At 40.8% G+C, this 21,526-nt stretch carries 26 protein-coding genes; all 26 read left to right on the top strand.

Annotated elements, in window-relative coordinates; genetic code table 11:
- The first annotated feature begins 61 nt into the window (after nucleotides 1-61).
- On the top strand, nucleotides 62-661 hold the full coding sequence (locus tag DN393_RS30535; protein ID WP_064475099.1) for a class I SAM-dependent methyltransferase: 600 nt from the start codon (nucleotides 62-64) through the stop codon (nucleotides 659-661).
- A gap of 291 nt (nucleotides 662-952) precedes the next feature.
- Nucleotides 953-4,486 carry a DNA-directed RNA polymerase subunit beta gene (gene rpoB / locus DN393_RS30530; protein ID WP_064475100.1) on the top strand — a complete coding sequence of 1,178 codons (3,534 nt, stop codon included), beginning with the start codon at nucleotides 953-955 and terminating at the stop codon, nucleotides 4,484-4,486.
- Nucleotides 4,487-4,523: 37 nt separating this feature from the next.
- A complete protein-coding gene (rpoC, locus tag DN393_RS30525; RefSeq protein ID WP_000567948.1) occupies nucleotides 4,524-8,135 on the top strand; it encodes a DNA-directed RNA polymerase subunit beta' in 3,612 nt (1,203 codons plus the stop codon).
- Nucleotides 8,136-8,248: 113 nt separating this feature from the next.
- Nucleotides 8,249-8,497, top strand: a complete 249-nt coding sequence (locus tag DN393_RS30520) for a 50S ribosomal protein L7ae-like protein (RefSeq protein ID WP_000121828.1) — start codon at nucleotides 8,249-8,251, stop codon at nucleotides 8,495-8,497.
- A gap of 114 nt (nucleotides 8,498-8,611) precedes the next feature.
- Nucleotides 8,612-9,034 (top strand): 30S ribosomal protein S12, encoded by a 423-nt coding sequence (rpsL, locus tag DN393_RS30515; protein WP_001142341.1) that lies wholly within the window; start codon nucleotides 8,612-8,614, stop codon nucleotides 9,032-9,034.
- Between the two features lie 29 nt (nucleotides 9,035-9,063).
- Nucleotides 9,064-9,534 (top strand): 30S ribosomal protein S7, encoded by a 471-nt coding sequence (rpsG, locus tag DN393_RS30510; RefSeq protein ID WP_001137489.1) that lies wholly within the window; start codon nucleotides 9,064-9,066, stop codon nucleotides 9,532-9,534.
- 208 nt (nucleotides 9,535-9,742) lie between these two features.
- Nucleotides 9,743-11,821, top strand: coding sequence for an elongation factor G (gene fusA / locus DN393_RS30505; protein WP_000196381.1), 2,079 nt, complete (start codon nucleotides 9,743-9,745; stop codon nucleotides 11,819-11,821).
- Between the two features lie 117 nt (nucleotides 11,822-11,938).
- Nucleotides 11,939-13,129 (top strand): elongation factor Tu, encoded by a 1,191-nt coding sequence (gene tuf, locus DN393_RS30500; protein ID WP_001029616.1) that lies wholly within the window; start codon nucleotides 11,939-11,941, stop codon nucleotides 13,127-13,129.
- A gap of 402 nt (nucleotides 13,130-13,531) precedes the next feature.
- The gene (rpsJ, locus tag DN393_RS30495; RefSeq protein WP_001040595.1) at nucleotides 13,532-13,840 is read left to right on the top strand and encodes a 30S ribosomal protein S10; all 309 of its coding nucleotides are present in this window, start codon (nucleotides 13,532-13,534) and stop codon (nucleotides 13,838-13,840) included.
- A 34-nt stretch (nucleotides 13,841-13,874) separates the two neighbouring features.
- Nucleotides 13,875-14,507, top strand: a complete 633-nt coding sequence (gene rplC, locus DN393_RS30490; protein ID WP_000160209.1) for a 50S ribosomal protein L3 — start codon at nucleotides 13,875-13,877, stop codon at nucleotides 14,505-14,507.
- A 25-nt stretch (nucleotides 14,508-14,532) separates the two neighbouring features.
- Entirely contained in the window at nucleotides 14,533-15,156 is a 624-nt protein-coding gene (rplD, locus tag DN393_RS30485; RefSeq protein ID WP_001127258.1) for a 50S ribosomal protein L4, read from the top strand.
- Complete coding sequence (gene rplW, locus DN393_RS30480) at nucleotides 15,156-15,446, top strand: 50S ribosomal protein L23 (protein WP_001205558.1); 291 nt, start codon at nucleotides 15,156-15,158, stop codon at nucleotides 15,444-15,446. The genes rplD and rplW overlap by 1 nt, the downstream gene beginning before the upstream one ends.
- A 28-nt stretch (nucleotides 15,447-15,474) precedes the next feature.
- Nucleotides 15,475-16,305 (top strand): 50S ribosomal protein L2, encoded by an 831-nt coding sequence (gene rplB, locus DN393_RS30475; protein WP_000511583.1) that lies wholly within the window; start codon nucleotides 15,475-15,477, stop codon nucleotides 16,303-16,305.
- A 60-nt stretch (nucleotides 16,306-16,365) separates the two neighbouring features.
- A complete protein-coding gene (gene rpsS, locus DN393_RS30470; protein WP_000124454.1) occupies nucleotides 16,366-16,644 on the top strand; it encodes a 30S ribosomal protein S19 in 279 nt (92 codons plus the stop codon).
- A 17-nt stretch (nucleotides 16,645-16,661) separates the two neighbouring features.
- Entirely contained in the window at nucleotides 16,662-17,003 is a 342-nt protein-coding gene (rplV, locus tag DN393_RS30465) for a 50S ribosomal protein L22 (protein WP_001148024.1), read from the top strand.
- A 3-nt stretch (nucleotides 17,004-17,006) separates the two neighbouring features.
- The gene (rpsC, locus tag DN393_RS30460; protein WP_000529958.1) at nucleotides 17,007-17,666 is read left to right on the top strand and encodes a 30S ribosomal protein S3; all 660 of its coding nucleotides are present in this window, start codon (nucleotides 17,007-17,009) and stop codon (nucleotides 17,664-17,666) included.
- Nucleotide 17,667: 1 nt separating this feature from the next.
- Nucleotides 17,668-18,102 carry a 50S ribosomal protein L16 gene (gene rplP / locus DN393_RS30455; RefSeq protein WP_000928969.1) on the top strand — a complete coding sequence of 145 codons (435 nt, stop codon included), beginning with the start codon at nucleotides 17,668-17,670 and terminating at the stop codon, nucleotides 18,100-18,102.
- On the top strand, nucleotides 18,092-18,292 hold the full coding sequence (rpmC, locus tag DN393_RS30450) for a 50S ribosomal protein L29 (RefSeq protein WP_000855718.1): 201 nt from the start codon (nucleotides 18,092-18,094) through the stop codon (nucleotides 18,290-18,292). Before rplP ends, rpmC begins: the two co-directional genes overlap by 11 nt.
- A gap of 20 nt (nucleotides 18,293-18,312) precedes the next feature.
- A complete protein-coding gene (rpsQ, locus tag DN393_RS30445) occupies nucleotides 18,313-18,576 on the top strand; it encodes a 30S ribosomal protein S17 (RefSeq protein ID WP_000004106.1) in 264 nt (87 codons plus the stop codon).
- A gap of 43 nt (nucleotides 18,577-18,619) precedes the next feature.
- Nucleotides 18,620-18,988: a 50S ribosomal protein L14 gene (gene rplN / locus DN393_RS30440; RefSeq protein ID WP_000615912.1), complete on the top strand. Its 369-nt coding sequence runs from the start codon at nucleotides 18,620-18,622 to the stop codon at nucleotides 18,986-18,988.
- 38 nt (nucleotides 18,989-19,026) lie between these two features.
- Nucleotides 19,027-19,338, top strand: a complete 312-nt coding sequence (rplX, locus tag DN393_RS30435) for a 50S ribosomal protein L24 (protein WP_000558201.1) — start codon at nucleotides 19,027-19,029, stop codon at nucleotides 19,336-19,338.
- Between the two features lie 26 nt (nucleotides 19,339-19,364).
- A complete protein-coding gene (gene rplE, locus DN393_RS30430) occupies nucleotides 19,365-19,904 on the top strand; it encodes a 50S ribosomal protein L5 (RefSeq protein ID WP_001080829.1) in 540 nt (179 codons plus the stop codon).
- 33 nt (nucleotides 19,905-19,937) lie between these two features.
- Nucleotides 19,938-20,123 (top strand): 30S ribosomal protein S14, encoded by a 186-nt coding sequence (rpsN, locus tag DN393_RS30425; RefSeq protein WP_001085700.1) that lies wholly within the window; start codon nucleotides 19,938-19,940, stop codon nucleotides 20,121-20,123.
- Nucleotides 20,124-20,152: 29 nt separating this feature from the next.
- A complete protein-coding gene (gene rpsH / locus DN393_RS30420; RefSeq protein ID WP_000245511.1) occupies nucleotides 20,153-20,551 on the top strand; it encodes a 30S ribosomal protein S8 in 399 nt (132 codons plus the stop codon).
- Nucleotides 20,552-20,583: 32 nt separating this feature from the next.
- On the top strand, nucleotides 20,584-21,123 hold the full coding sequence (rplF, locus tag DN393_RS30415; protein ID WP_064475101.1) for a 50S ribosomal protein L6: 540 nt from the start codon (nucleotides 20,584-20,586) through the stop codon (nucleotides 21,121-21,123).
- Nucleotides 21,124-21,154: 31 nt separating this feature from the next.
- A complete protein-coding gene (rplR, locus tag DN393_RS30410; protein ID WP_000628818.1) occupies nucleotides 21,155-21,517 on the top strand; it encodes a 50S ribosomal protein L18 in 363 nt (120 codons plus the stop codon).
- The last annotated feature ends 9 nt before the right edge of the window (nucleotides 21,518-21,526 follow it).

Here is a 21,526-nt window from a genome sequence, read left to right as displayed (position 1 = left end):
TTTAAAAAAGCTCGCTCTCATGCGAGCTTTTTTTTTAACTGTAAAGAAAAGAGGTGGCCATATGGCAGACCATTATTTTTCTAACGACCCTTCTAGTAAAAGTGATCGTAAGCGATGGGAATTTCCGCTTCGTGGATCTCGATTTACTTTCTTATCTGACCGTGGGGTGTTCTCGAAAAACGAAGTGGACTTTGGTTCTCGTCTTTTAATTGAAGCGTTTCAAGTGCCAGATATTAAAGGTGATATATTAGACGTAGGTTGTGGATATGGACCAATTGGTTTATCGTTGGCGAAAGAGTTTCAAGACCGTAAAGTTCACATGGTGGATGTGAATGAAAGGGCGCTTGAGCTTGCGAAAGAAAATGCCGCTAACAATAGAATTGGAAATGTACACATTTTTCAAAGTAGCGTCTATGAAAATGTAGATGGTATGTATGCTGCTATTCTATCTAATCCTCCAATTCGTGCAGGTAAAGATATCGTGCATGAGATTTTAGAAAAGGCTGTAGAGTATTTAGTTCCAGGTGGAGAGTTGTGGATTGTTATTCAAAAGAAGCAAGGTGCACCATCTGCACTGAAGAAACTAGAAGAAGTATTTTCTGAAGTCGAAGTTGTAGAAAAGAAAAAAGGATATTATATCATAAAATCAAAAAAACGTTGACGGTTATTTTTGGCTATGTTAACATTATACAATGCCAATATATGATTTTCTGCGTTGAGAAAGATGTATATTTTTGTTTCTCTTGGAAAAGATAGTAAAATCAGCAGATTATGAAACAGAATGATGGTTTTCTTATAGAAGCCATTTTTCTTTTTTGAGCAGGTAGAAAGACTCAACGTATTTATCTTTAAGAGAAAAAAACTACGCTAATAGCAGTAGTTGTATTTATTTGTGATTTTGCACAAATTTTTTTGTGCATTTATAATACTCATGATTTGAGGGGTGAAGCAGTTGACAGGTCAACTAGTTCAATACGGACGCCACCGCCAACGAAGAAGTTATGCCCGTATTAGTGAAGTATTAGAGTTACCAAATCTTATCGAAATTCAAACCTCTTCTTATCAGTGGTTTCTTGATGAGGGTTTGCGAGAAATGTTCCAGGACATTTCTCCGATCGAAGACTTTACGGGAAATCTATCGCTTGAATTTATCGACTACAGCTTAGGTGAACCTAAATACTCTGTAGACGAATGCAAAGAGCGTGATGTGACGTATGCAGCACCACTTCGTGTAAAAGTGCGTCTAATCAACAAGGAAACTGGTGAAGTAAAAGAACAAGATGTGTTCATGGGAGATTTCCCACTCATGACAGAGACTGGAACATTCGTAATTAACGGTGCAGAACGTGTTATCGTTTCCCAGTTAGTTCGCTCTCCAAGCGTATACTATAGTGGCAAAGTGGATAAAAACGGAAAACGTGGTTTTACTGCTACTGTAATTCCAAACCGCGGAGCTTGGTTAGAGTATGAAACAGATGCTAAGGATGTTGTATATGTGCGTATTGACCGTACGCGTAAACTTCCTGTAACTGTTTTGTTACGCGCATTAGGGTTTGGCTCTGATCAAGAAATCACCGAGCTTTTAGGTGATAACGAATACTTAAGCAACACATTAGAAAAAGACAACACAGATAGCACAGAGAAAGCATTGCTTGAAATTTATGAGCGTCTACGCCCTGGTGAACCACCAACAGTAGAAAATGCAAAGAGCTTACTTGTGTCTCGTTTCTTTGATCCGAAGCGCTATGATTTAGCAAATGTAGGTCGCTATAAGATCAACAAAAAGCTACACATTAAAAACAGATTGTTTAATCAACGTTTAGCTGAAACATTAGTGGATCCAGAAACTGGTGAAATTTTAGCGGCAGAAGGAACAATCTTAGATCGTCGTACACTTGATCGCATTTTACCTTACTTAGAGAAAAACATTGGATTCAAAACAGCGAAACCAATGGGTGGAGTGGTAGAAGGCGATGTTGAGCTGCAATCTATTAAGATTTATGCTCCTGAGTCAGAAGGCGAACGCGTAATTAATGTAATTGGTAATGCAAATATTACTCGCGATGTAAAACACATCACACCAGGTGATATCCTTGCTTCTATCAGTTACTTCTTCAACCTACTATACAAAGTGGGGGATACAGATGATATCGACCATTTAGGAAACCGTCGTCTGCGTTCTGTTGGAGAACTATTACAAAATCAATTCCGTATCGGTCTTTCTCGTATGGAACGTGTTGTTCGTGAGAGAATGTCGATTCAAGATACAAATGCAATTACACCACAAGCGTTAATTAACATTCGCCCGGTTATTGCATCTATTAAAGAGTTCTTCGGAAGTTCTCAGTTATCTCAGTTCATGGATCAAACAAACCCATTAGCAGAGTTAACTCACAAACGAAGACTATCTGCATTAGGACCCGGTGGTTTAACGCGTGAGCGCGCAGGCTTTGAAGTGCGTGACGTTCACTACTCTCACTATGGTCGTATGTGTCCGATTGAAACACCAGAGGGACCAAACATCGGTTTGATTAACTCATTATCATCGTTCGCGAAAGTAAATGAGTTTGGTTTCATTGAAACACCATACCGTCGTGTTGATCCAGAATCTGGTCTTGTAACAGGGCAGGTTGATTACTTAACAGCAGATGAAGAAGATAATTATGTTGTAGCCCAAGCGAATATGAAATTATCTGAAGAAGGAGAATTCCTTAGCGAAGATATCGTAGCTCGTTTCCGTGGTGAAAACATTGTCACAAATAAAGAACGCATCGACTACATGGATGTATCTCCAAAACAAGTAGTGTCGGCAGCGACAGCTTGTATTCCGTTCTTAGAAAACGATGACTCTAACCGCGCACTTATGGGAGCGAACATGCAACGTCAGGCGGTTCCGTTAATGAATCCGGAATCTCCGATTGTAGGTACAGGTATGGAGTACGTATCAGCAAAAGACTCAGGTGCTGCAGTAATCTGTAAACATCCTGGTGTTGTTGAACGCGTAGAAGCACGTGAAGTTTGGGTACGTCGCTATGTAGAAGTTGACGGTCAAACAGTAAAAGGCGACTTAGATCGCTACAAAATGCAAAAATTCATTCGTTCTAACCAAGGAACTTGCTACAACCAACGTCCAATCGTAAGTGTTGGAAATGAAGTTGTAAAAGGTGAGATTCTTGCGGATGGTCCTTCTATGGAATTAGGTGAACTAGCACTTGGACGTAACGTGCTTGTTGGCTTCATGACTTGGGACGGTTATAACTACGAGGATGCGATCATTATGAGTGAGCGCCTTGTAAAAGATGATGTGTACACTTCTATTCATATTGAAGAATATGAGTCAGAAGCTCGTGATACGAAGCTTGGACCAGAAGAAATTACACGTGACATTCCAAACGTTGGGGAAGATGCATTACGCAACCTTGACGAGCGCGGTATCATTCGCGTTGGTGCGGAAGTAAAAGATGGAGATTTACTTGTTGGTAAAGTAACACCTAAAGGTGTAACAGAATTAACAGCTGAAGAACGTCTATTACATGCTATCTTTGGAGAAAAAGCACGTGAAGTACGTGATACATCACTACGTGTACCACACGGTGGTGGCGGTATTATCTTAGACGTAAAAGTATTCAACCGTGAAGATGGCGATGAATTGCCACCAGGCGTGAATCAACTTGTACGTGCATATATCGTTCAAAAACGTAAAATCTCTGAAGGTGACAAGATGGCCGGACGTCACGGTAACAAAGGTGTTATCTCTCGTATTTTACCAGAAGAAGATATGCCTTACTTACCAGACGGTACGCCAATCGATATCATGTTAAACCCATTAGGGGTACCATCTCGTATGAATATCGGTCAGGTATTAGAGCTTCATCTTGGTATGGCAGCAAGATACCTTGGTATTCACATTGCAACACCAGTATTCGATGGTGCTCGTGAGGAAGATGTTTGGGGCACGATTGAAGAAGCTGGTATGGCAAATGACGCGAAAACAATCCTGTATGACGGACGTACTGGTGAACCATTCGATAACCGCGTATCTGTTGGTGTCATGTATATGATCAAACTTGCGCACATGGTTGACGATAAACTTCATGCTCGTTCTACTGGACCATACTCACTTGTAACGCAGCAGCCTCTTGGAGGTAAAGCTCAGTTCGGTGGACAGCGTTTCGGTGAGATGGAGGTTTGGGCACTTGAAGCTTACGGTGCTGCTTATACTCTTCAAGAAATCTTAACAGTGAAGTCTGATGATGTTGTTGGACGTGTTAAGACGTATGAAGCAATTGTTAAAGGCGAAAATGTTCCAGAACCAGGCGTTCCTGAATCATTCAAAGTATTGATTAAAGAGCTGCAAAGTTTAGGTATGGACGTTAAAATGATGTCTAGCGACGATAAAGAAATCGAAATGCGTGATACAGAAGATGACGATGATCATCAATCAGCAGATAAATTGAATGTCGAAGTTGAGGCAACTAAAGAATAATTGGGATAACCTGTAGACTAAAAGGGAGGTAGGCCCCTTGATAGATGTAAATAACTTTGAATATATGAAGATTGGACTTGCTTCACCTGACAAGATTCGTTCTTGGTCATACGGTGAAGTTAAGAAACCAGAAACAATTAACTATCGTACGTTAAAGCCTGAAAAAGATGGCTTGTTCTGTGAGCGTATTTTCGGACCACAAAAGGACTGGGAATGTCATTGCGGAAAATACAAACGTGTACGTTATAAAGGTGTAGTTTGTGATCGATGTGGCGTTGAAGTAACGCGTGCAAAAGTTCGTCGTGAACGTATGGGTCATATCGAATTAGCTGCTCCTGTATCTCATATTTGGTATTTCAAAGGTATCCCGAGCCGCATGGGACTTGTCTTAGACATGTCCCCTCGCGCGCTTGAAGAAGTAATTTATTTCGCTTCTTATGTTGTAACAGAAAGTGGAGATACACCACTTGATAAGAAGCAATTACTTTCTGAAAAAGAATACCGTGCATATCGTGATCGATATGGTAGCACATTCCAAGCTGCTATGGGTGCGGAAGCGATTAAAAAGCTACTACAAGACATCGATTTAGATAAAGAAGTAGACTTCTTAAAAGAAGAATTAAAAACAGCGCAAGGACAACGCCGTACTCGTGCTATTAAACGTCTAGAAGTATTAGAAGCATTCCGTAACTCTGGAAATCACCCATCTTGGATGATCCTAGATGTTCTTCCAGTTATCCCACCAGAACTACGCCCAATGGTACAGTTGGATGGTGGACGTTTTGCTACTTCTGACTTAAACGACTTATACCGTCGTGTAATTAACCGTAATAATCGTTTAAAACGTCTATTGGACTTAGGTGCACCAAGCATCATCGTTCAAAACGAAAAACGTATGTTACAAGAAGCTGTAGACGCATTAATCGATAATGGTCGCCGTGGCCGTCCAGTTACTGGACCAGGTAACCGTCCATTAAAATCACTATCTCACATGCTTAAAGGTAAACAAGGACGTTTCCGTCAAAACTTATTAGGTAAACGTGTTGACTACTCTGGCCGTTCTGTAATCGTTGTAGGACCGAACTTAAAGATGTACCAATGTGGATTACCAAAAGAAATGGCGCTTGAATTGTTTAAGCCTTTCGTTATGAAAGAGTTAGTTGGAAAAGGTTTAGCACACAACATTAAGAGTGCTAAACGTAAAATCGAGCGTGTACAACCTGAAGTTTGGGACGTTTTAGAATCTGTGATCAAAGAGCATCCAGTACTTCTAAACCGCGCACCAACACTTCACCGTCTTGGTATCCAGGCGTTTGAACCTACATTAGTAGAAGGTCGCGCAATTCGTCTTCACCCACTTGTATGTACTGCATACAACGCGGACTTTGACGGTGACCAAATGGCAGTTCACGTACCGTTATCATCAGAGGCACAAGCAGAAGCTCGTATTCTTATGTTAGCGGCACAAAACATCTTGAATCCAAAAGACGGAAAACCAGTTGTTACTCCATCTCAGGATATGGTATTAGGTAACTACTACTTAACACTTGAGCGTGAAGGCGCAATCGGTGAAGGTATGGTCTTCAAAGATGCAAACGAAGCAATACTTGCATACCAAAATGGATATGTACATCTGCACACACGTGTTGCAGTTGCTGCAAGTTCAGTAAATAATGTAACATTTACTGAAGAGCAAAAAGGTAAGCTTCTATTAACAACAGTTGGTAAATTAATATTTAACGAAATCTTACCAGAGTCGTTCCCTTATATTAATGAACCGACAAACTCAAACCTTGAAAAAGAAACACCAGCGGAGTATTTCGTTGAAAAAGGTGCGAACATTAAAGAAATTATTGCTAGTCGCGAAGAAGTGGCGCCATTTAGCAAGAAGATCCTTGGTAACATCATTGCGGAAGTATTCAAACGTTTCCAAATTACGGAAACATCTCGCATGCTTGACCGCATGAAAAACTTAGGATTTAAGTACTCTACAAAAGCTGGTATTACAGTTGGGGTATCTGACATTCTTGTATTAGGCGAAAAAGATGAAATTCTCCATGAAGCACAAGCAAAAGTAGATAATGTAATTAAACAATTCCGTCGCGGTTTAATCACGGAAGAAGAACGTTACGATCGCGTTATCTCTATTTGGAGTAATGCAAAAGATGTTATCCAAGGAAAACTGATGAAATCCTTGAATAAACGCAACCCAATCTTCATGATGAGTGATTCCGGTGCCCGTGGTAACGCATCGAACTTTACTCAGCTTGCTGGTATGCGTGGTCTGATGGCCAATCCATCTGGTCGTATTATCGAACTTCCAATTAAATCAAGTTTCCGTGAAGGTTTAACAGTACTTGAGTACTTCATCTCTACGCATGGTGCGCGTAAAGGTCTTGCCGATACAGCACTTAAAACTGCCGATTCTGGTTACTTAACACGTCGTCTTGTAGACGTTGCACAAGATGTAATTGTCCGTGAAGATGATTGTGGAACAGATCGTGGTCTATTAATTGGTGCGATTAAAGAGGGTAATGAAGTAATTGAGTCATTATATGATCGTCTTGTTGGACGTTTTGCAAGAAAAACTGTAAAACATCCTGAAACAGGTGAAGTATTAGTTAGTGAAAACCAACTAATTACTGAAGATATTGCTCATATCGTTGAAAATTCGGGTGTTGAAACTGTAAACATTCGTTCAGCGTTCACGTGTAACACTCGCCACGGTGTATGTAAGAAGTGTTACGGTCGTAACTTAGCAACTGGTACAGACGTAGAAGTAGGAGAAGCGGTAGGTATTATCGCAGCTCAATCTATCGGTGAGCCAGGTACACAGTTAACGATGCGTACGTTCCATACAGGTGGGGTTGCCGGAGATGATATCACTCAAGGTTTACCTCGTATCCAAGAGATCTTCGAAGCTCGTAACCCGAAAGGTCAGGCAGTTATCAGTGAAATCGATGGTGTTATCGCAGCGATTAACGATGTTAAAGATCGCCAAGAAGTAGTTGTACAGGGTGAAGTTGAAGCTCGTACGTATGCTATTCCTTACGGTGCGCGTCTGAAAGTAACTCTAGGACAGCCAATTAGCCACGGTAAAGAGTTAACAGAAGGTTCTATTGATCCGAAAGAATTACTAAAAGTAACGGACATTACGGCGGTTCAAGAATACTTACTACGTGAAGTTCAAAAAGTATACCGTATGCAAGGGGTAGAAATTGGTGACAAACACGTAGAAGTAATGGTACGTCAAATGTTACGTAAAGTTCGTGTAAGTGATGCGGGTGAAACAGATGTATTACCAGGAACACTACTAGATATCCATCAGTTTACTGATGCAAATGCGAAGGTGTTACTGAAAGGTAAACAACCAGCAACGGCTAGACCTGTTCTACTTGGTATTACAAAAGCTTCACTTGAAACTGATTCATTCTTATCTGCAGCATCGTTCCAAGAAACGACACGTGTCTTAACTGATGCAGCGATTAAGGGTAAACGCGATGAGCTTCTAGGATTGAAAGAAAATGTTATTATCGGTAAACTTGTTCCTGCTGGAACAGGTATGAATCGTTATCGCAAAGTGGATCTTGTAAAAACAACACAAGGTGACATGAATGTAGAAAACGATGAAGTTTATGTGGAACAGTAAAATTTTCCGTCGTAAATTTTGTATAAAAACAGTTAATCCTAGTTGACATTGTATGAGTCAAAATGTTACTATAATCAAGGTTGCTCCTGAACGATGCTTTGGAGGATATTTATATGTCTTATCAAAAAGTGTCAAATGCTGAAAATGTAGTCGTTGGTCATAAACGCACATTGGAGGCAATCAAAAATGGTATAGTTAAAGAAGTTGTTATTGCGGAAGATGCTGATATGCGGTTAACCCATATGATTATTCGTACCGCCTTGCAACATAACATACCCATAACCAAAGTTGAATCAGTTCGTAAGCTTGGAAAAGTTTCGGGGATTCAAGTGGGAGCTTCAGCAATAGGAATAATAAGTTAAAACTGTTTTTGTGAGGAGAGAGCATTTGCTCTCCCTTGCAAAAACTTTGTTTTCAACTAATAATGAACCACCTGGATATGTGGTCATACAAACATGCGAAGGGAGGATAATCAAATGCCTACTATTAACCAATTAGTGAGAAATGGTCGTACTGATAAAGTATGGAAATCTAAATCACCTGCGTTAAACAAAGGGTTCAACTCTTTAAAGAAAAAATCAACTGATATCTCTGCACCTCAAAAACGTGGTGTATGTACTCGTGTTGGTACAATGACTCCAAAGAAACCTAACTCAGCGTTACGTAAATACGCTCGTGTACGTTTAACAAACGGTATCGAGGTTACAGCTTACATCCCAGGTATCGGTCATAACCTACAAGAGCATAGCGTAGTATTAATTCGCGGTGGTCGAGTAAAGGATTTACCAGGGGTACGTTACCACATCGTTCGTGGTGCGCTTGATACAGCTGGTGTTGACAAACGTATGCAAGGACGTTCTAAATATGGTACTAAGCGACCAAAACCTGCTAAAAAATAATAAATTTATAATGAAAGGAGGAACTCAATATGCCTCGTAAAGGACCTGTTGCGAAACGTGACGTGTTACCAGATCCAATGTACAAGTCTAAGCTAGTAACACGCCTTATCAACAAAATGATGGTTGACGGTAAAAAAGGTAAATCTCAAACAATTCTTTATAACGCTTTCGATATCGTTCGTGAACGTTCAGATAAAGACCCTATGGAAGTATTCGAGCAAGCTCTTAAGAACATCATGCCTGTTCTTGAAGTACGTGCTCGTCGTGTTGGTGGTGCTAACTACCAAGTTCCAGTTGAGGTTCGTCCAGAACGCCGTACAACTTTAGGTCTTCGCTGGTTAGTAAACTATGCTCGTCTTCGTGGTGAAAAAACTATGGAAGAGCGTCTAGCTTACGAAATCTTAGATGCAGCTAACAACGCTGGTGCATCTGTTAAGAAACGTGAAGACACTCATAAAATGGCAGAAGCTAACAAAGCATTTGCTCATTACCGTTGGTAGGATTCAACGTAAAATAAATGTAAGCATAAACCGCTTTATTTGTCGCTTATGGAAGTGTGGAGAGGGAGAATGCCTCTCCCTTTCGTTGGGCGCTCGTTTTACATAATGAGGGTACTGGACATACTGACATGTGTAACAATATAAAGTGGCTTTTTTGCTACTTAAAATAAAAAAATCCAATCCATATATGGAAGGAGCAAGACACCAAATGACAAGAGAGTTCTCTTTAGAAAACACTCGTAATATTGGTATCATGGCTCACATCGATGCTGGTAAAACAACAGCAACTGAGCGTATTCTGTATTATACAGGACGTATTCATAAAATCGGTGAAACTCATGAAGGTGCATCTCAGATGGACTGGATGGAGCAAGAGCAAGAGCGTGGTATCACAATTACTTCTGCTGCAACTACAGCTCAATGGAAAGGTCACCGTGTAAACATCATTGACACTCCAGGACACGTAGACTTCACAGTAGAAGTAGAACGTTCTTTACGCGTACTTGATGGTGCGGTAGCAGTACTTGATGCACAATCTGGTGTAGAACCACAAACAGAAACTGTTTGGCGTCAGGCTACTACTTACGGTGTACCTCGTATCGTATTCGTTAACAAAATGGATAAGATTGGTGCGGATTTCTTATACTCTGTAGGAACAATCCACGATCGTTTACAAGCAAACGCACACCCAATTCAGTTACCAATCGGTGCTGAAGATGAGTTCAATGGTATCATTGACCTTGTTGAAGAATGTGCTTACATGTACGGTAACGATTTAGGAACAGACATCGAGCGTGTTGAAATTCCTGAAGAGCACAAAGAATTAGCTGCAGAATACCGTGGAAAGCTTATTGAAGCGGTAGCTGAGCTTGATGAAGAAATGATGATGAAGTACCTAGAAGGTGAAGAAATCACTGTAGAAGAGCTTAAAGCTGGTATCCGTAAGGCTACAACTTCTGTAGAATTCTTCCCAGTAATCTGTGGTTCTGCATTCAAAAATAAAGGTGTTCAAATTCTGTTAGACGCAGTTATCGACTACCTACCATCTCCATTAGATGTACCAGCTATTAAAGGTACTCTTCCGGATACAGATGAAGAAATCGAACGTAAGTCTAGCGATGAAGAACCATTCGCAGCTTTAGCATTCAAAATCATGACTGATCCTTATGTTGGTAAGTTAACGTTCTTCCGTGTGTATTCTGGTGTGTTAAACTCTGGATCATACGTGAAAAACTCAACTAAAGGTAAGCGTGAGCGTGTAGGTCGTATCCTACAAATGCACGCTAACAGCCGTGAAGAGATTTCAACAGTTTATGCTGGTGATATCGCTGCTGCTGTAGGTTTAAAAGATACTACTACTGGTGATACTCTTTGTGATGAGAAGAGTCTTGTTATCCTTGAGTCTATGGAATTCCCAGAGCCAGTTATCTCTGTAGCTATCGAACCAAAATCTAAAGCTGACCAAGATAAAATGGGTACAGCATTATCTAAGCTTTCTGAAGAAGATCCAACATTCCGTGCTCACACTGACCAAGAAACTGGCCAAACAATCATCGCTGGTATGGGTGAACTTCACCTTGATATCATCGTTGACCGTATGCGCCGTGAATTCAAAGTGGAAGCAAACGTTGGTGCTCCTCAGGTAGCATACCGTGAGACTTTCCGCGCTGCTGCGAAAGTTGAAGGTAAGTTCGCTCGTCAATCTGGTGGTCGTGGACAATTCGGTCACGTTTGGATTGAGTTTGAACCTAATGAAGAAGGTAAAGGTTTTGAATTCCAAAACAAAATCGTCGGTGGTGTAGTTCCACGTGAATACATCCCAGCTGTTGGAGCGGGTCTTGAAGACTCACTTAAAAATGGTGTACTAGCTGGTTATCCACTAGTTGACATCAAAGCTGCGTTAGTTGACGGATCTTACCATGATGTCGATTCATCTGAGATGGCGTTCAAAATCGCTGCATCTATGGCACTTAAAGCTGCGGTTTCTAAATGTAGCCCAGTAATTCTTGAGCCAATGATGAAAGTTGAAGTTGTAATTCCTGAAGAGTACATGGGTGACATTATGGGCGACGTAACATCTCGCCGTGGACGTGTAGAAGGTATGGAAGCTCGCGGTAACGCACAAGTTGTTCGCGCTATGGTTCCACTTTCTGAAATGTTCGGTTATGCAACGGCATTACGTTCTAACACTCAAGGACGCGGAACATTCTCAATGACATTTGATCATTATGAAGAAGTACCGAAGTCTGTTTCTGAAGAAATTATTAAAAAAAATAAAGGTGAATAATTGATTTTTATCGATTGTTCAAGTATAACTACTTATGTAAGCTTAGAAAGTGGGACGTAAGTTTCACTTTCTAGTCTAAATATAAAATAACCTATATAAACTAAGGAGGAATTTAGAATGGCTAAAGCTAAATTCGAACGTTCTAAACCCCATGTTAACATCGGTACAATCGGCCACGTTGACCATGGTAAAACTACATTAACTGCTGCGATCACTACAGTTCTTGCAAAAGCTGGTGGTGCTGAAGCACGCGGATACGATCAAATCGACGCTGCTCCAGAAGAAAGAGAGCGCGGAATCACAATCTCAACTGCACACGTTGAGTACGAAACTGAAACTCGTCACTATGCACACGTTGACTGCCCAGGTCACGCTGACTATGTTAAAAACATGATCACTGGTGCTGCTCAAATGGACGGCGGTATCTTAGTAGTATCTGCTGCTGATGGCCCAATGCCTCAAACACGTGAGCACATCCTTCTTTCTCGTCAAGTAGGTGTTCCTTACATCGTTGTATTCTTAAACAAATGCGACATGGTAGACGACGAAGAATTATTAGAATTAGTAGAAATGGAAGTTCGCGACCTATTATCTGAATACGGATTCCCAGGCGACGACATTCCTGTAATCAAAGGTTCTGCTCTTAAAGCTCTTCAAGGAGAAGCTGATTGGGAAGCAAAAATCATTGAATTAATGACTGAAGTTGATGCTTACATCCCAACTCCAGAACGTGAAACTGACAAACCATTCTTAATGCCTATCGAGGATGTATTCTCTATCACAGGTCGTGGTACAGTTGCAACTGGTCGTGTAGAGCGCGGAATCGTTAAAGTTGGTGACGTAGTAGAAATCATCGGTCTTGCTGAAGAAAATGCTTCTACAACTGTAACTGGTGTAGAGATGTTCCGTAAACTTCTTGACCAAGCTCAAGCTGGAGACAACATCGGTGCTTTACTTCGTGGGGTTGCTCGTGAAGACATCCAACGTGGACAAGTTCTTGCTAAAACTGGCTCTGTAAAAGCTCACGCTAAATTCAAAGCTGAAGTTTTCGTATTATCTAAAGAAGAAGGTGGACGTCACACTCCATTCTTCGCTAACTACCGTCCTCAGTTCTACTTCCGTACAACTGACGTAACTGGTATCATCCAATTACCAGAAGGTACTGAAATGGTAATGCCTGGTGACAACATCGAAATGACTATCGAACTTATCGCTCCAATCGCTATCGAAGAGGGAACTAAATTCTCTATTCGTGAAGGTGGACGTACAGTAGGTTACGGTGTAGTTGCTACAATCGTTGCTGAGTAATCTTTAAATAGATTATTAAAAAACTCAAGGGATTCTCCCTTGAGTTTTTTTATTGTTTATTAATATAGAAGGAAGAGGTGTGTTTTCTATCTTTGAATGAGTTTCTTCTATAGTATATAAAACAAGAAGTAACATCCATAAACTGTAAGTTGAATAAGAGCAGATGAAAACTTGAAATTCTTTAAAGTGCCATGTATAATAGCAAAAGTAGAGAAAAGCAGATGCAAACAAAAAGATGCTTGCATCTAGACGAATAACATTGTATAATAAACAATGTTGGTCTTTGACTGCGATGAAGTGGAAGGTTGCTGACACACCCGGCCGCTTTGCCATGGCATGGTGTGGGGAAATTTCCATGGAGAAGGTCTATTTTAGAAATAGGCGAACGAAGGAGGGAAAATAATGGCAAAAGAAAAAATTCGTATCCGTTTAAAAGCTTATGATCACCGTATTCTTGATCAATCAGCTGAGAAAATTGTAGAAACAGCTAAGCGTTCTGGGGCAACAGTTTCTGGTCCGATCCCATTACCAACTGAGAAGACTATTTACACAATTCTTCGTGCTGTTCATAAGTACAAAGATTCTCGTGAGCAATTCGAAATGCGCACACACAAACGTTTAATCGATATCGTGAGTCCTACTCCACAAACAGTAGATTCATTAATGCGTTTAGACTTACCGTCTGGTGTAGATATCGAAATCAAACTATAATTCATATAACTTAAAAATGTAGGAGGTGTAACTCATGACCAAAGGAATCTTAGGAAGAAAGATCGGTATGACTCAAGTATTTGCTGAGAACGGTGAGTTAATCCCAGTAACAGTTATCGCTGCTAATCCAAACGTTGTTCTTCAAAAGAAAACAACTGAAACTGATGGCTACAATGCAATCCAGTTAGGATTTGAAGATAAACGTGAAAAGTTAACTAACAAACCTGAACAAGGCCACACTGCTAAAGCATCTACAACTCCTAAGCGCTTCATTCGCGAAATCCGCGATGCAGACGTGGACGGATTAGAGGTTGGTCAAGAGGTAAAAGTTGAAGTTTTCGCTGCAGGTGAAATCGTTGACGTAACAGGAATTTCTAAAGGTAAAGGTTTCCAAGGTGTTATCAAACGCCACGGACAATCTCGCGGACCTATGTCTCATGGTTCTCGCTATCACCGTCGTCCAGGTTCAATGGGCCCAGTTGCTCCGAACCGTGTATTCAAAGGCAAAAAACTTGCTGGACGTATGGGTGGAGACCAAGTTACTATCCAAAACTTAGAAATCGTTCAAGTTGACACTGAGCGCAACTTATTACTAGTAAAAGGTAACGTTCCAGGTGCTAAGAAATCTCTTGTAGTTGTTCAAGGCGCTGTGAAGGTTAGCAAATAATTCACAATAGGAAGGAGGAATTCCAATGCCAAAAGTTACTGTATATAACCAAACTGGTTCACAGGTTGGTGAAATCGAATTAGCTGAAGCTATTTTCGGTATCGAACCAAATGAAGCTGTACTTTTCGAAGCTGTAATGATGCAACGTGCATCTTTACGTCAAGGTACACACAAAGTAAAAACTCGTTCTGAAGTTCGTGGTGGTGGTCGTAAACCATGGCGTCAAAAAGGAACTGGACGTGCTCGTCAAGGGTCTATCCGCTCTCCTCAATGGCGTGGTGGTGGTACGGTATTCGGACCTACACCAAGAAGCTATGCGTACAAACTTCCTAAGAAGGTTCGTCGTTTAGCAATCAAATCTGCATTAGCTACTAAAGTAGTTGAGAACAACATTGTAGTTCTTGAAGACCTAGTGTTAAATGCACCAAAAACAAAAGACATGCTAGCAGTACTTAAAGGATTAACTGTTGAGAAGAAAGCTCTTATCGTAACTGCTGATGCAAACGAATCTGTAGAGTTATCTGCTCGCAATATCCCTGGAGTAACAGTAATCACTGCTGATGGCGTAAACGTTTTAGACGTGCTTCATCATGATAAGCTAATCATGACAAAAGCGGCAGTGGAAAAAGTAGAGGAGGTGCTTGCATAATGAGAGATCCTCGTGATATCATTAAGCGCCCAGTTATCACTGAACGTTCTATGGAAATGATGGCTGAAAAAAAATACACGTTCGATGTGGACGTTAAATCTAATAAAACAGAAGTTAAAGATGCTCTTGAAGCGATCTTTGGTGTTAAAGTAGAAAAAGTGAACATCATGAACTACAAGCCGAAAGCAAAACGCGTTGGTCGTCACGCTGGTTTTACTAGCCGTCGTCGTAAAGCAATCGTTAAGCTAACTGCTGACAGCAAAGAAATCGAAATCTTCCAAGGCGTTTAATTCTTACTAAAGAAGGAGGGAAATTGAGATGGGAATTAAAAAGTATAATCCAACTACTAACGGTCGTCGTAATATGACTACGAATGATTTCGCTGAAATCACGACTGACAGACCAGAAAAGTCATTACTTGCTCCTTTAAGCAAGAAGGCTGGTCGTAATAACCAAGGTAAAATTACTGTACGTCATCAAGGTGGCGGACATAAGCGTCAATACCGTATCATCGACTTTAAGCGTAACAAAGATGGAATTCCAGGACGCGTTGCTACGATCGAATACGATCCAAACCGCTCTGCGAATATCGCATTAATTAACTACGTTGACGGTGAAAAACGTTACATTCTTGCTCCTAAATCTTTAGAAGTAGGTATGGAAGTTATGTCTGGCCCAGAAGCTGACATCAAAATCGGTAACGCATTACCATTAATCAACATTCCAGTAGGTACTGTTGTTCATAATATCGAGCTTAAGCCTGGTCGTGGCGGACAATTAGTTCGTTCTGCTGGTACATCTGCTCAAGTACTTGGTAAAGAAGGTAAATACGTACTTGTACGTTTAACTTCTGGTGAAGTACGTCTTGTATTATCTGCTTGTCGCGCTTCAATCGGTCAAGTAGGTAACGAACAACACGAACTTATCAAAATCGGTAAAGCAGGTCGCTCTCGCTGGTTAGGTAAACGCCCAACAGTTCGTGGTTCTGTAATGAACCCGGTTGATCACCCACACGGTGGTGGTGAAGGACGTTCTCCAATCGGACGTAAGTCTCCAATGTCTCCATGGGGTAAACCAACTCTTGGATTCAAGACTCGTAAGAAAAACAAAGCGTCTGACAAATTCATCGTTCGTCGTCGTAAAAAATAATGGGATTGTAGTACGGTTCATTTCTAGAACCGTACGCCAATCACGAAGGGAGGCACCAAAATGGCTCGTAGCTTAAAAAAAGGACCATTTGTCGATGATCACTTAATGAGCAAAATGGAAAAATTAGTTGCATCTGAGCAAAAACAAGTTGTTAAAACTTGGTCTCGCCGTTCAACAATCTTCCCTCAGTTCATCGGACACACAATCGCTGTATATGATGGTCGTAAACACGTACCTGTATACATCACTGAGGATATGGTTGGCCATAAGTTAGGTGAATTCGCACCAACTCGTACGTATAAAGGTCACCTTGCTGACGATAAGAAAACTAGAAGATAATGAGAGGAGGCACTTCAATGCAAGCTAAAGCAGTAGCGAGAACAGTTCGTATTGCTCCTCGTAAAGTTCGTTTAGTAGTAGACTTAATCCGAGGTAAGCAAGTGGGTGAAGCGATTGCTATCCTTAACCACACACCAAAAACTGCTTCTCCAGTTGTAGAGAAAGTTTTAAAATCTGCAATCGCAAATGCAGAGCACAATTATGAGATGGATATTAACAACCTAGTTGTTGAAAAAGTTTTCGTTGACGAAGGTCCAACGTTGAAACGTTTCCGTCCACGTGCAATGGGTCGTGCAAGCCAAATTAACAAACGCACAAGCCACATTACAGTTGTGGTATCAGAAAAGAAGGAGGGATAATCGATGGGTCAAAAGGTTAATCCAATTGGTCTTCGTGTCGGCGTTATCCGTGACTGGGAATCTCGTTGGTTCGCAGAGAAAGATTATGCTACATTATTACATGAAGACATCAAAATCCGTGAGTACATTACTGTACGCTTAAAAGATTCTGCTGTTGCTAAAGTAGAAATCGAACGTGCAGCAAATCGTGTAAATGTTACAATTCACACTGCAAAACCTGGTATGGTAATTGGTAAAGGTGGTACTGAAGTTGAAGCACTTCGTAAAGCACTTAACCAATTAACAGGCAAGCGTGTACACATCAACATTTTAGAAGTTAAGAGAGCTGATCTTAACGCTAAATTAGTAGGCGAAAACATCGCTCGTCAATTAGAAAACCGTGTATCATTCCGTCGTGCACAAAAGCAAGTTATTCAACGTGCTATGCGTGCAGGTGCTAAAGGTATTAAAACACAGGTTTCTGGTCGTCTTGGCGGAGCTGATATCGCTCGTGCAGAATCTTACAGTGAAGGAACTGTTCCACTTCATACACTTCGCGCTGATATTGACTATGCAGCAGTTGAAGCTGATACAACATACGGTAAATTAGGCGTAAAAGTATGGATCTACCGTGGAGAAGTCCTTCCTACAAAAAAGAAAGCTTCTGAGGAAGGAGGAAAATAATATGTTAATGCCAAAACGCGTAAAATATCGTAGAGAGCATCGTGGTAAAATGCGTGGTCGTGCAAAAGGTGGAACTGAAATTGCTTTCGGTGAATTCGGTTTACAAGCACAAGCTGCTTCATGGATTACAAACCGTCAAATCGAAGCTGCTCGTCGTGCAATGACTCGTTACATGAAACGTGGCGGTAAAGTATGGATTAAAATTTTCCCTTCTAAACCTTACACTGCAAAACCTCTAGAAGTACGTATGGGTTCCGGTAAAGGGGCACCAGAAGGCTGGGTAGCAGTAGTAAAACCTGGGAAAATTATGTTCGAAATCGCGGGTGTATCTGAAGAGGTAGCACGCGAAGCATTACGTCTTGCAGCTCACAAGTTACCTGTGAAATGTAAATTCGTAAAACGTGAAGAAAATGGTGGTGAATCTAATGAAAACTAATGATATTCGTGAATTAACCACTGCCGAAATCGAAACAAAAGTTAAAGCTTTAAAGGAAGAATTGTTCAATCTTCGCTTCCAACTTGCTACAGGACAATTAGAGAATCCAACTCGCATTCGTGAAGTGCGTAAAGCAATTGCTCGTATGAAAACTGTAGTTCGTGAAAGAGAGATCGGAATTAATCGATAAATTGAGGGGAGGTTTGCATAGTGAGCGAACGTAACCAACGCAAAGTTTATACTGGTCGTGTTGTGTCTGACAAAATGGACAAAACGATTACAGTTTTAGTTGAAACTTACAAAACTCATTCCTTGTACGGAAAACGTGTTAAGTATTCTAAGAAGTACAAAGCCCATGATGAGCAAAACCAAGCGAAACTTGGCGATATCGTTAAAATCATGGAAACTCGCCCGCTTTCTGCTACTAAGCGTTTCCGTTTAGTTGAAATCGTTGAAGAAGCGGTTATTATCTAAATAGACGAATCGGAATTTTTAGTCCGAAGGGAGGTTTCATAACATGATCCAACAAGAATCTCGTTTGAAAGTTGCTGACAACTCTGGTGCACGTGAACTTTTAACAATTAAAGTATTAGGCGGCTCTGGTCGTAAATATGCTAACATTGGTGACATTATCGTTGCTACGGTAAAACAAGCAACACCAGGTGGCGTTGTTAAAAAAGGTGACGTTGTTAAAGCAGTAGTGGTACGTACGAAGAGCGGAGCTCGTCGTCCGGACGGTTCTTATATCAAATTTGATGAAAACGCAGCGGTTATCATCAAAGACGATAAGAGCCCACGTGGTACTCGTATCTTCGGACCAGTAGCTCGTGAATTACGTGATAGCAACTTCATGAAGATCGTTTCTTTAGCTCCAGAAGTTCTATAATTTAAGGTATTGCCTTGCTAAGGAGGTGCAGAATTAAGATGCATGTAAAAAAAGGTGATAAAGTACAGGTAATCACTGGAAAAGACAAAGGAAAACAAGGCGTTATCCTTGTGGCTTTCCCAAAGCAAAACCGTGTTATCGTTGAGGGTGTTAACATCGTTAAAAAACACTCTAAGCCATCTCAATTAAATCCACAAGGTGGAATTATTACTAAAGAAGCACCTATTCACGTTTCTAACGTTATGGTTTTAGATCCGAAAACAGGTGAACCTACTCGTGTAGGCTTCAAAGTAGAAGATGGTAAAAAAGTTCGTATTGCAAAAAAATCTGGTGAATTATTAGATAAATAATTTTCTTAAGAAAGGAGGTCACTTCATTGAATCGCCTTAAAGAGAAGTTCCAAAAGGAAATTACTCCTGCTCTAGTGAGCAAGTTTAACTATAAATCTGTGATGGAAGTACCGAAAATCGAAAAGATCGTAATCAACACTGGTGTTGGTGACGCGGTATCTAACTCAAAAGCTTTAGACAATGCAGTAGAAGAATTAACACAAATCGCAGGTCAAAAACCTGTTGTAACTCGTGCTAAAAAATCAATCGCTGGTTTCCGTCTTCGTGAAGGTATGCCAATCGGTGCGAAAGTAACTTTACGCGGCGAGCAAATGTATGAGTTCTTCGACAAATTAGTATCAGTTTCTTTACCACGTGTACGTGATTTCCGTGGTGTTTCTAAGAAATCATTCGATGGTCGTGGGAACTACACATTAGGTGTTAAAGAGCAACTTATCTTCCCTGAGATCGATTATGATAAAGTAAGCAAAGTCCGCGGTATGGACATCGTAATCGTTACTACAGCGAAAACTGATGAAGAAGCTCGTGAACTTTTAACACAATTCGGTATGCCATTCCAAAAATAATGGAAGCCAACGCTAAGTAGAGGAGGCGAAAACGTGGCTAAAAAATCTATGATAGCGAAACAAAAGCGTACTCCTAAGTTTAAAGTACAAGAGTATACACGTTGCGAACGCTGCGGTCGTCCGCATTCTGTATACCGCAAATTTAAGCTTTGCCGTATTTGTTTCCGTGAACTTGCATATAAAGGTCAAATTCCTGGTGTTAAAAAAGCTAGTTGGTAAAACCCACAAATGGGAAGGAGGTAAAACACATGGTGATGACAGATCCAATTGCAGACATGCTTACTCGCATCCGTAATGCGAACATGGTACGTCATGAGAAATTAGAGGTTCCTGCTTCTAAAATCAAAAAAGAGATCGCTGAACTTTTAAAACGTGAAGGTTTCATTCGTGATGTAGAATACATCGAGGATAACAAACAAGGTATCCTTCGTATTTTCCTGAAATATGGTGCAAACAATGAACGTGTAATCACTGGATTAAAACGTATCAGTAAACCTGGCTTACGCGTTTACGCTAAAGCTGATGAAGTACCACGTGTACTTAACGGATTAGGTATCGCTCTTGTTTCTACATCTAAGGGAGTAATGACAGACAAAGACGCTCGTCAATTACAAACTGGTGGAGAAGTAGTAGCATACGTTTGGTAATATATATTTAAAACGAACGGAGGTGTGACCACATGTCTCGTATTGGTAAAAAGATTCTTGAAATCCCTGCAGGTGTTACTATTACAATTGCAGAAGACAATACTGTAACAGTAAAAGGCCCTAAAGGTGAATTAACTCGTAAATTCAATGCTGATATGTCTATCAAAATTGAAGAAAATACACTAACAGTTGAGCGTCCATCTGAACAGAAGGAACACCGTGCATTACACGGTACAACTCGTGCTTTAATCGGAAACATGGTTGAAGGTGTAACTGCAGGTTTCGCACGCGGACTTGAATTAGTCGGTGTTGGTTACCGTGCTCAAAAACAAGGAGATAAACTTGTTTTAAGCGTAGGTTATTCTCATCCAGTAGAAATGACTCCGGAAGCAGGTCTTGAAGTTGAAGTACCTGTACCAACTAAAATCGTAATCAAAGGTATCGACAAGCAACGTGTTGGCGAATTTGCTGCTAACATCCGTGCTGTACGTGCTCCTGAGCCTTATAAAGGTAAAGGTATTCGTTACGAAGGCGAAGTTGTTCGTCGTAAAGAAGGTAAAACTGCTAAGTAAACCCGTTAGGTGAGAGAAAGGAGTGACAAGAATGATCACTAAAGCTGATAAAAATGCGACTCGTAAGAAAAGACATGCACGTGTACGTGCTAAACTTACTGGTACTGCAGAACGTCCACGTTTAAACGTGTTCCGTTCTAACCAACATATTTACGCTCAAGTTATTGATGATGTAAATGGTGTAACGTTAGTAAGTGCATCTACTCTTGATAAAGACCTTGCTCTTAACGGTACTAGCAATACTGAAGCTGCTACGAAAGTAGGAGAATCAGTTGCTAAGCGTGCTGTAGAGAAAGGCGTTAAAGAAGTAGTATTCGATCGCGGTGGTTACTTATACCATGGCCGTGTTAAAGCTCTAGCTGAGGCTGCTCGTGAGGCTGGATTACAATTTTAATGGTCAAAG

The organism is Bacillus sp. BPN334 (assembly GCF_008368885.1).
Lineage (GTDB): Bacteria > Bacillota > Bacilli > Bacillales > Bacillaceae_G > Bacillus_A > Bacillus_A wiedmannii.
Note: the sequence above shows the minus strand (reverse complement) of the source record. Positions and strands in the feature narration are given on the sequence as shown.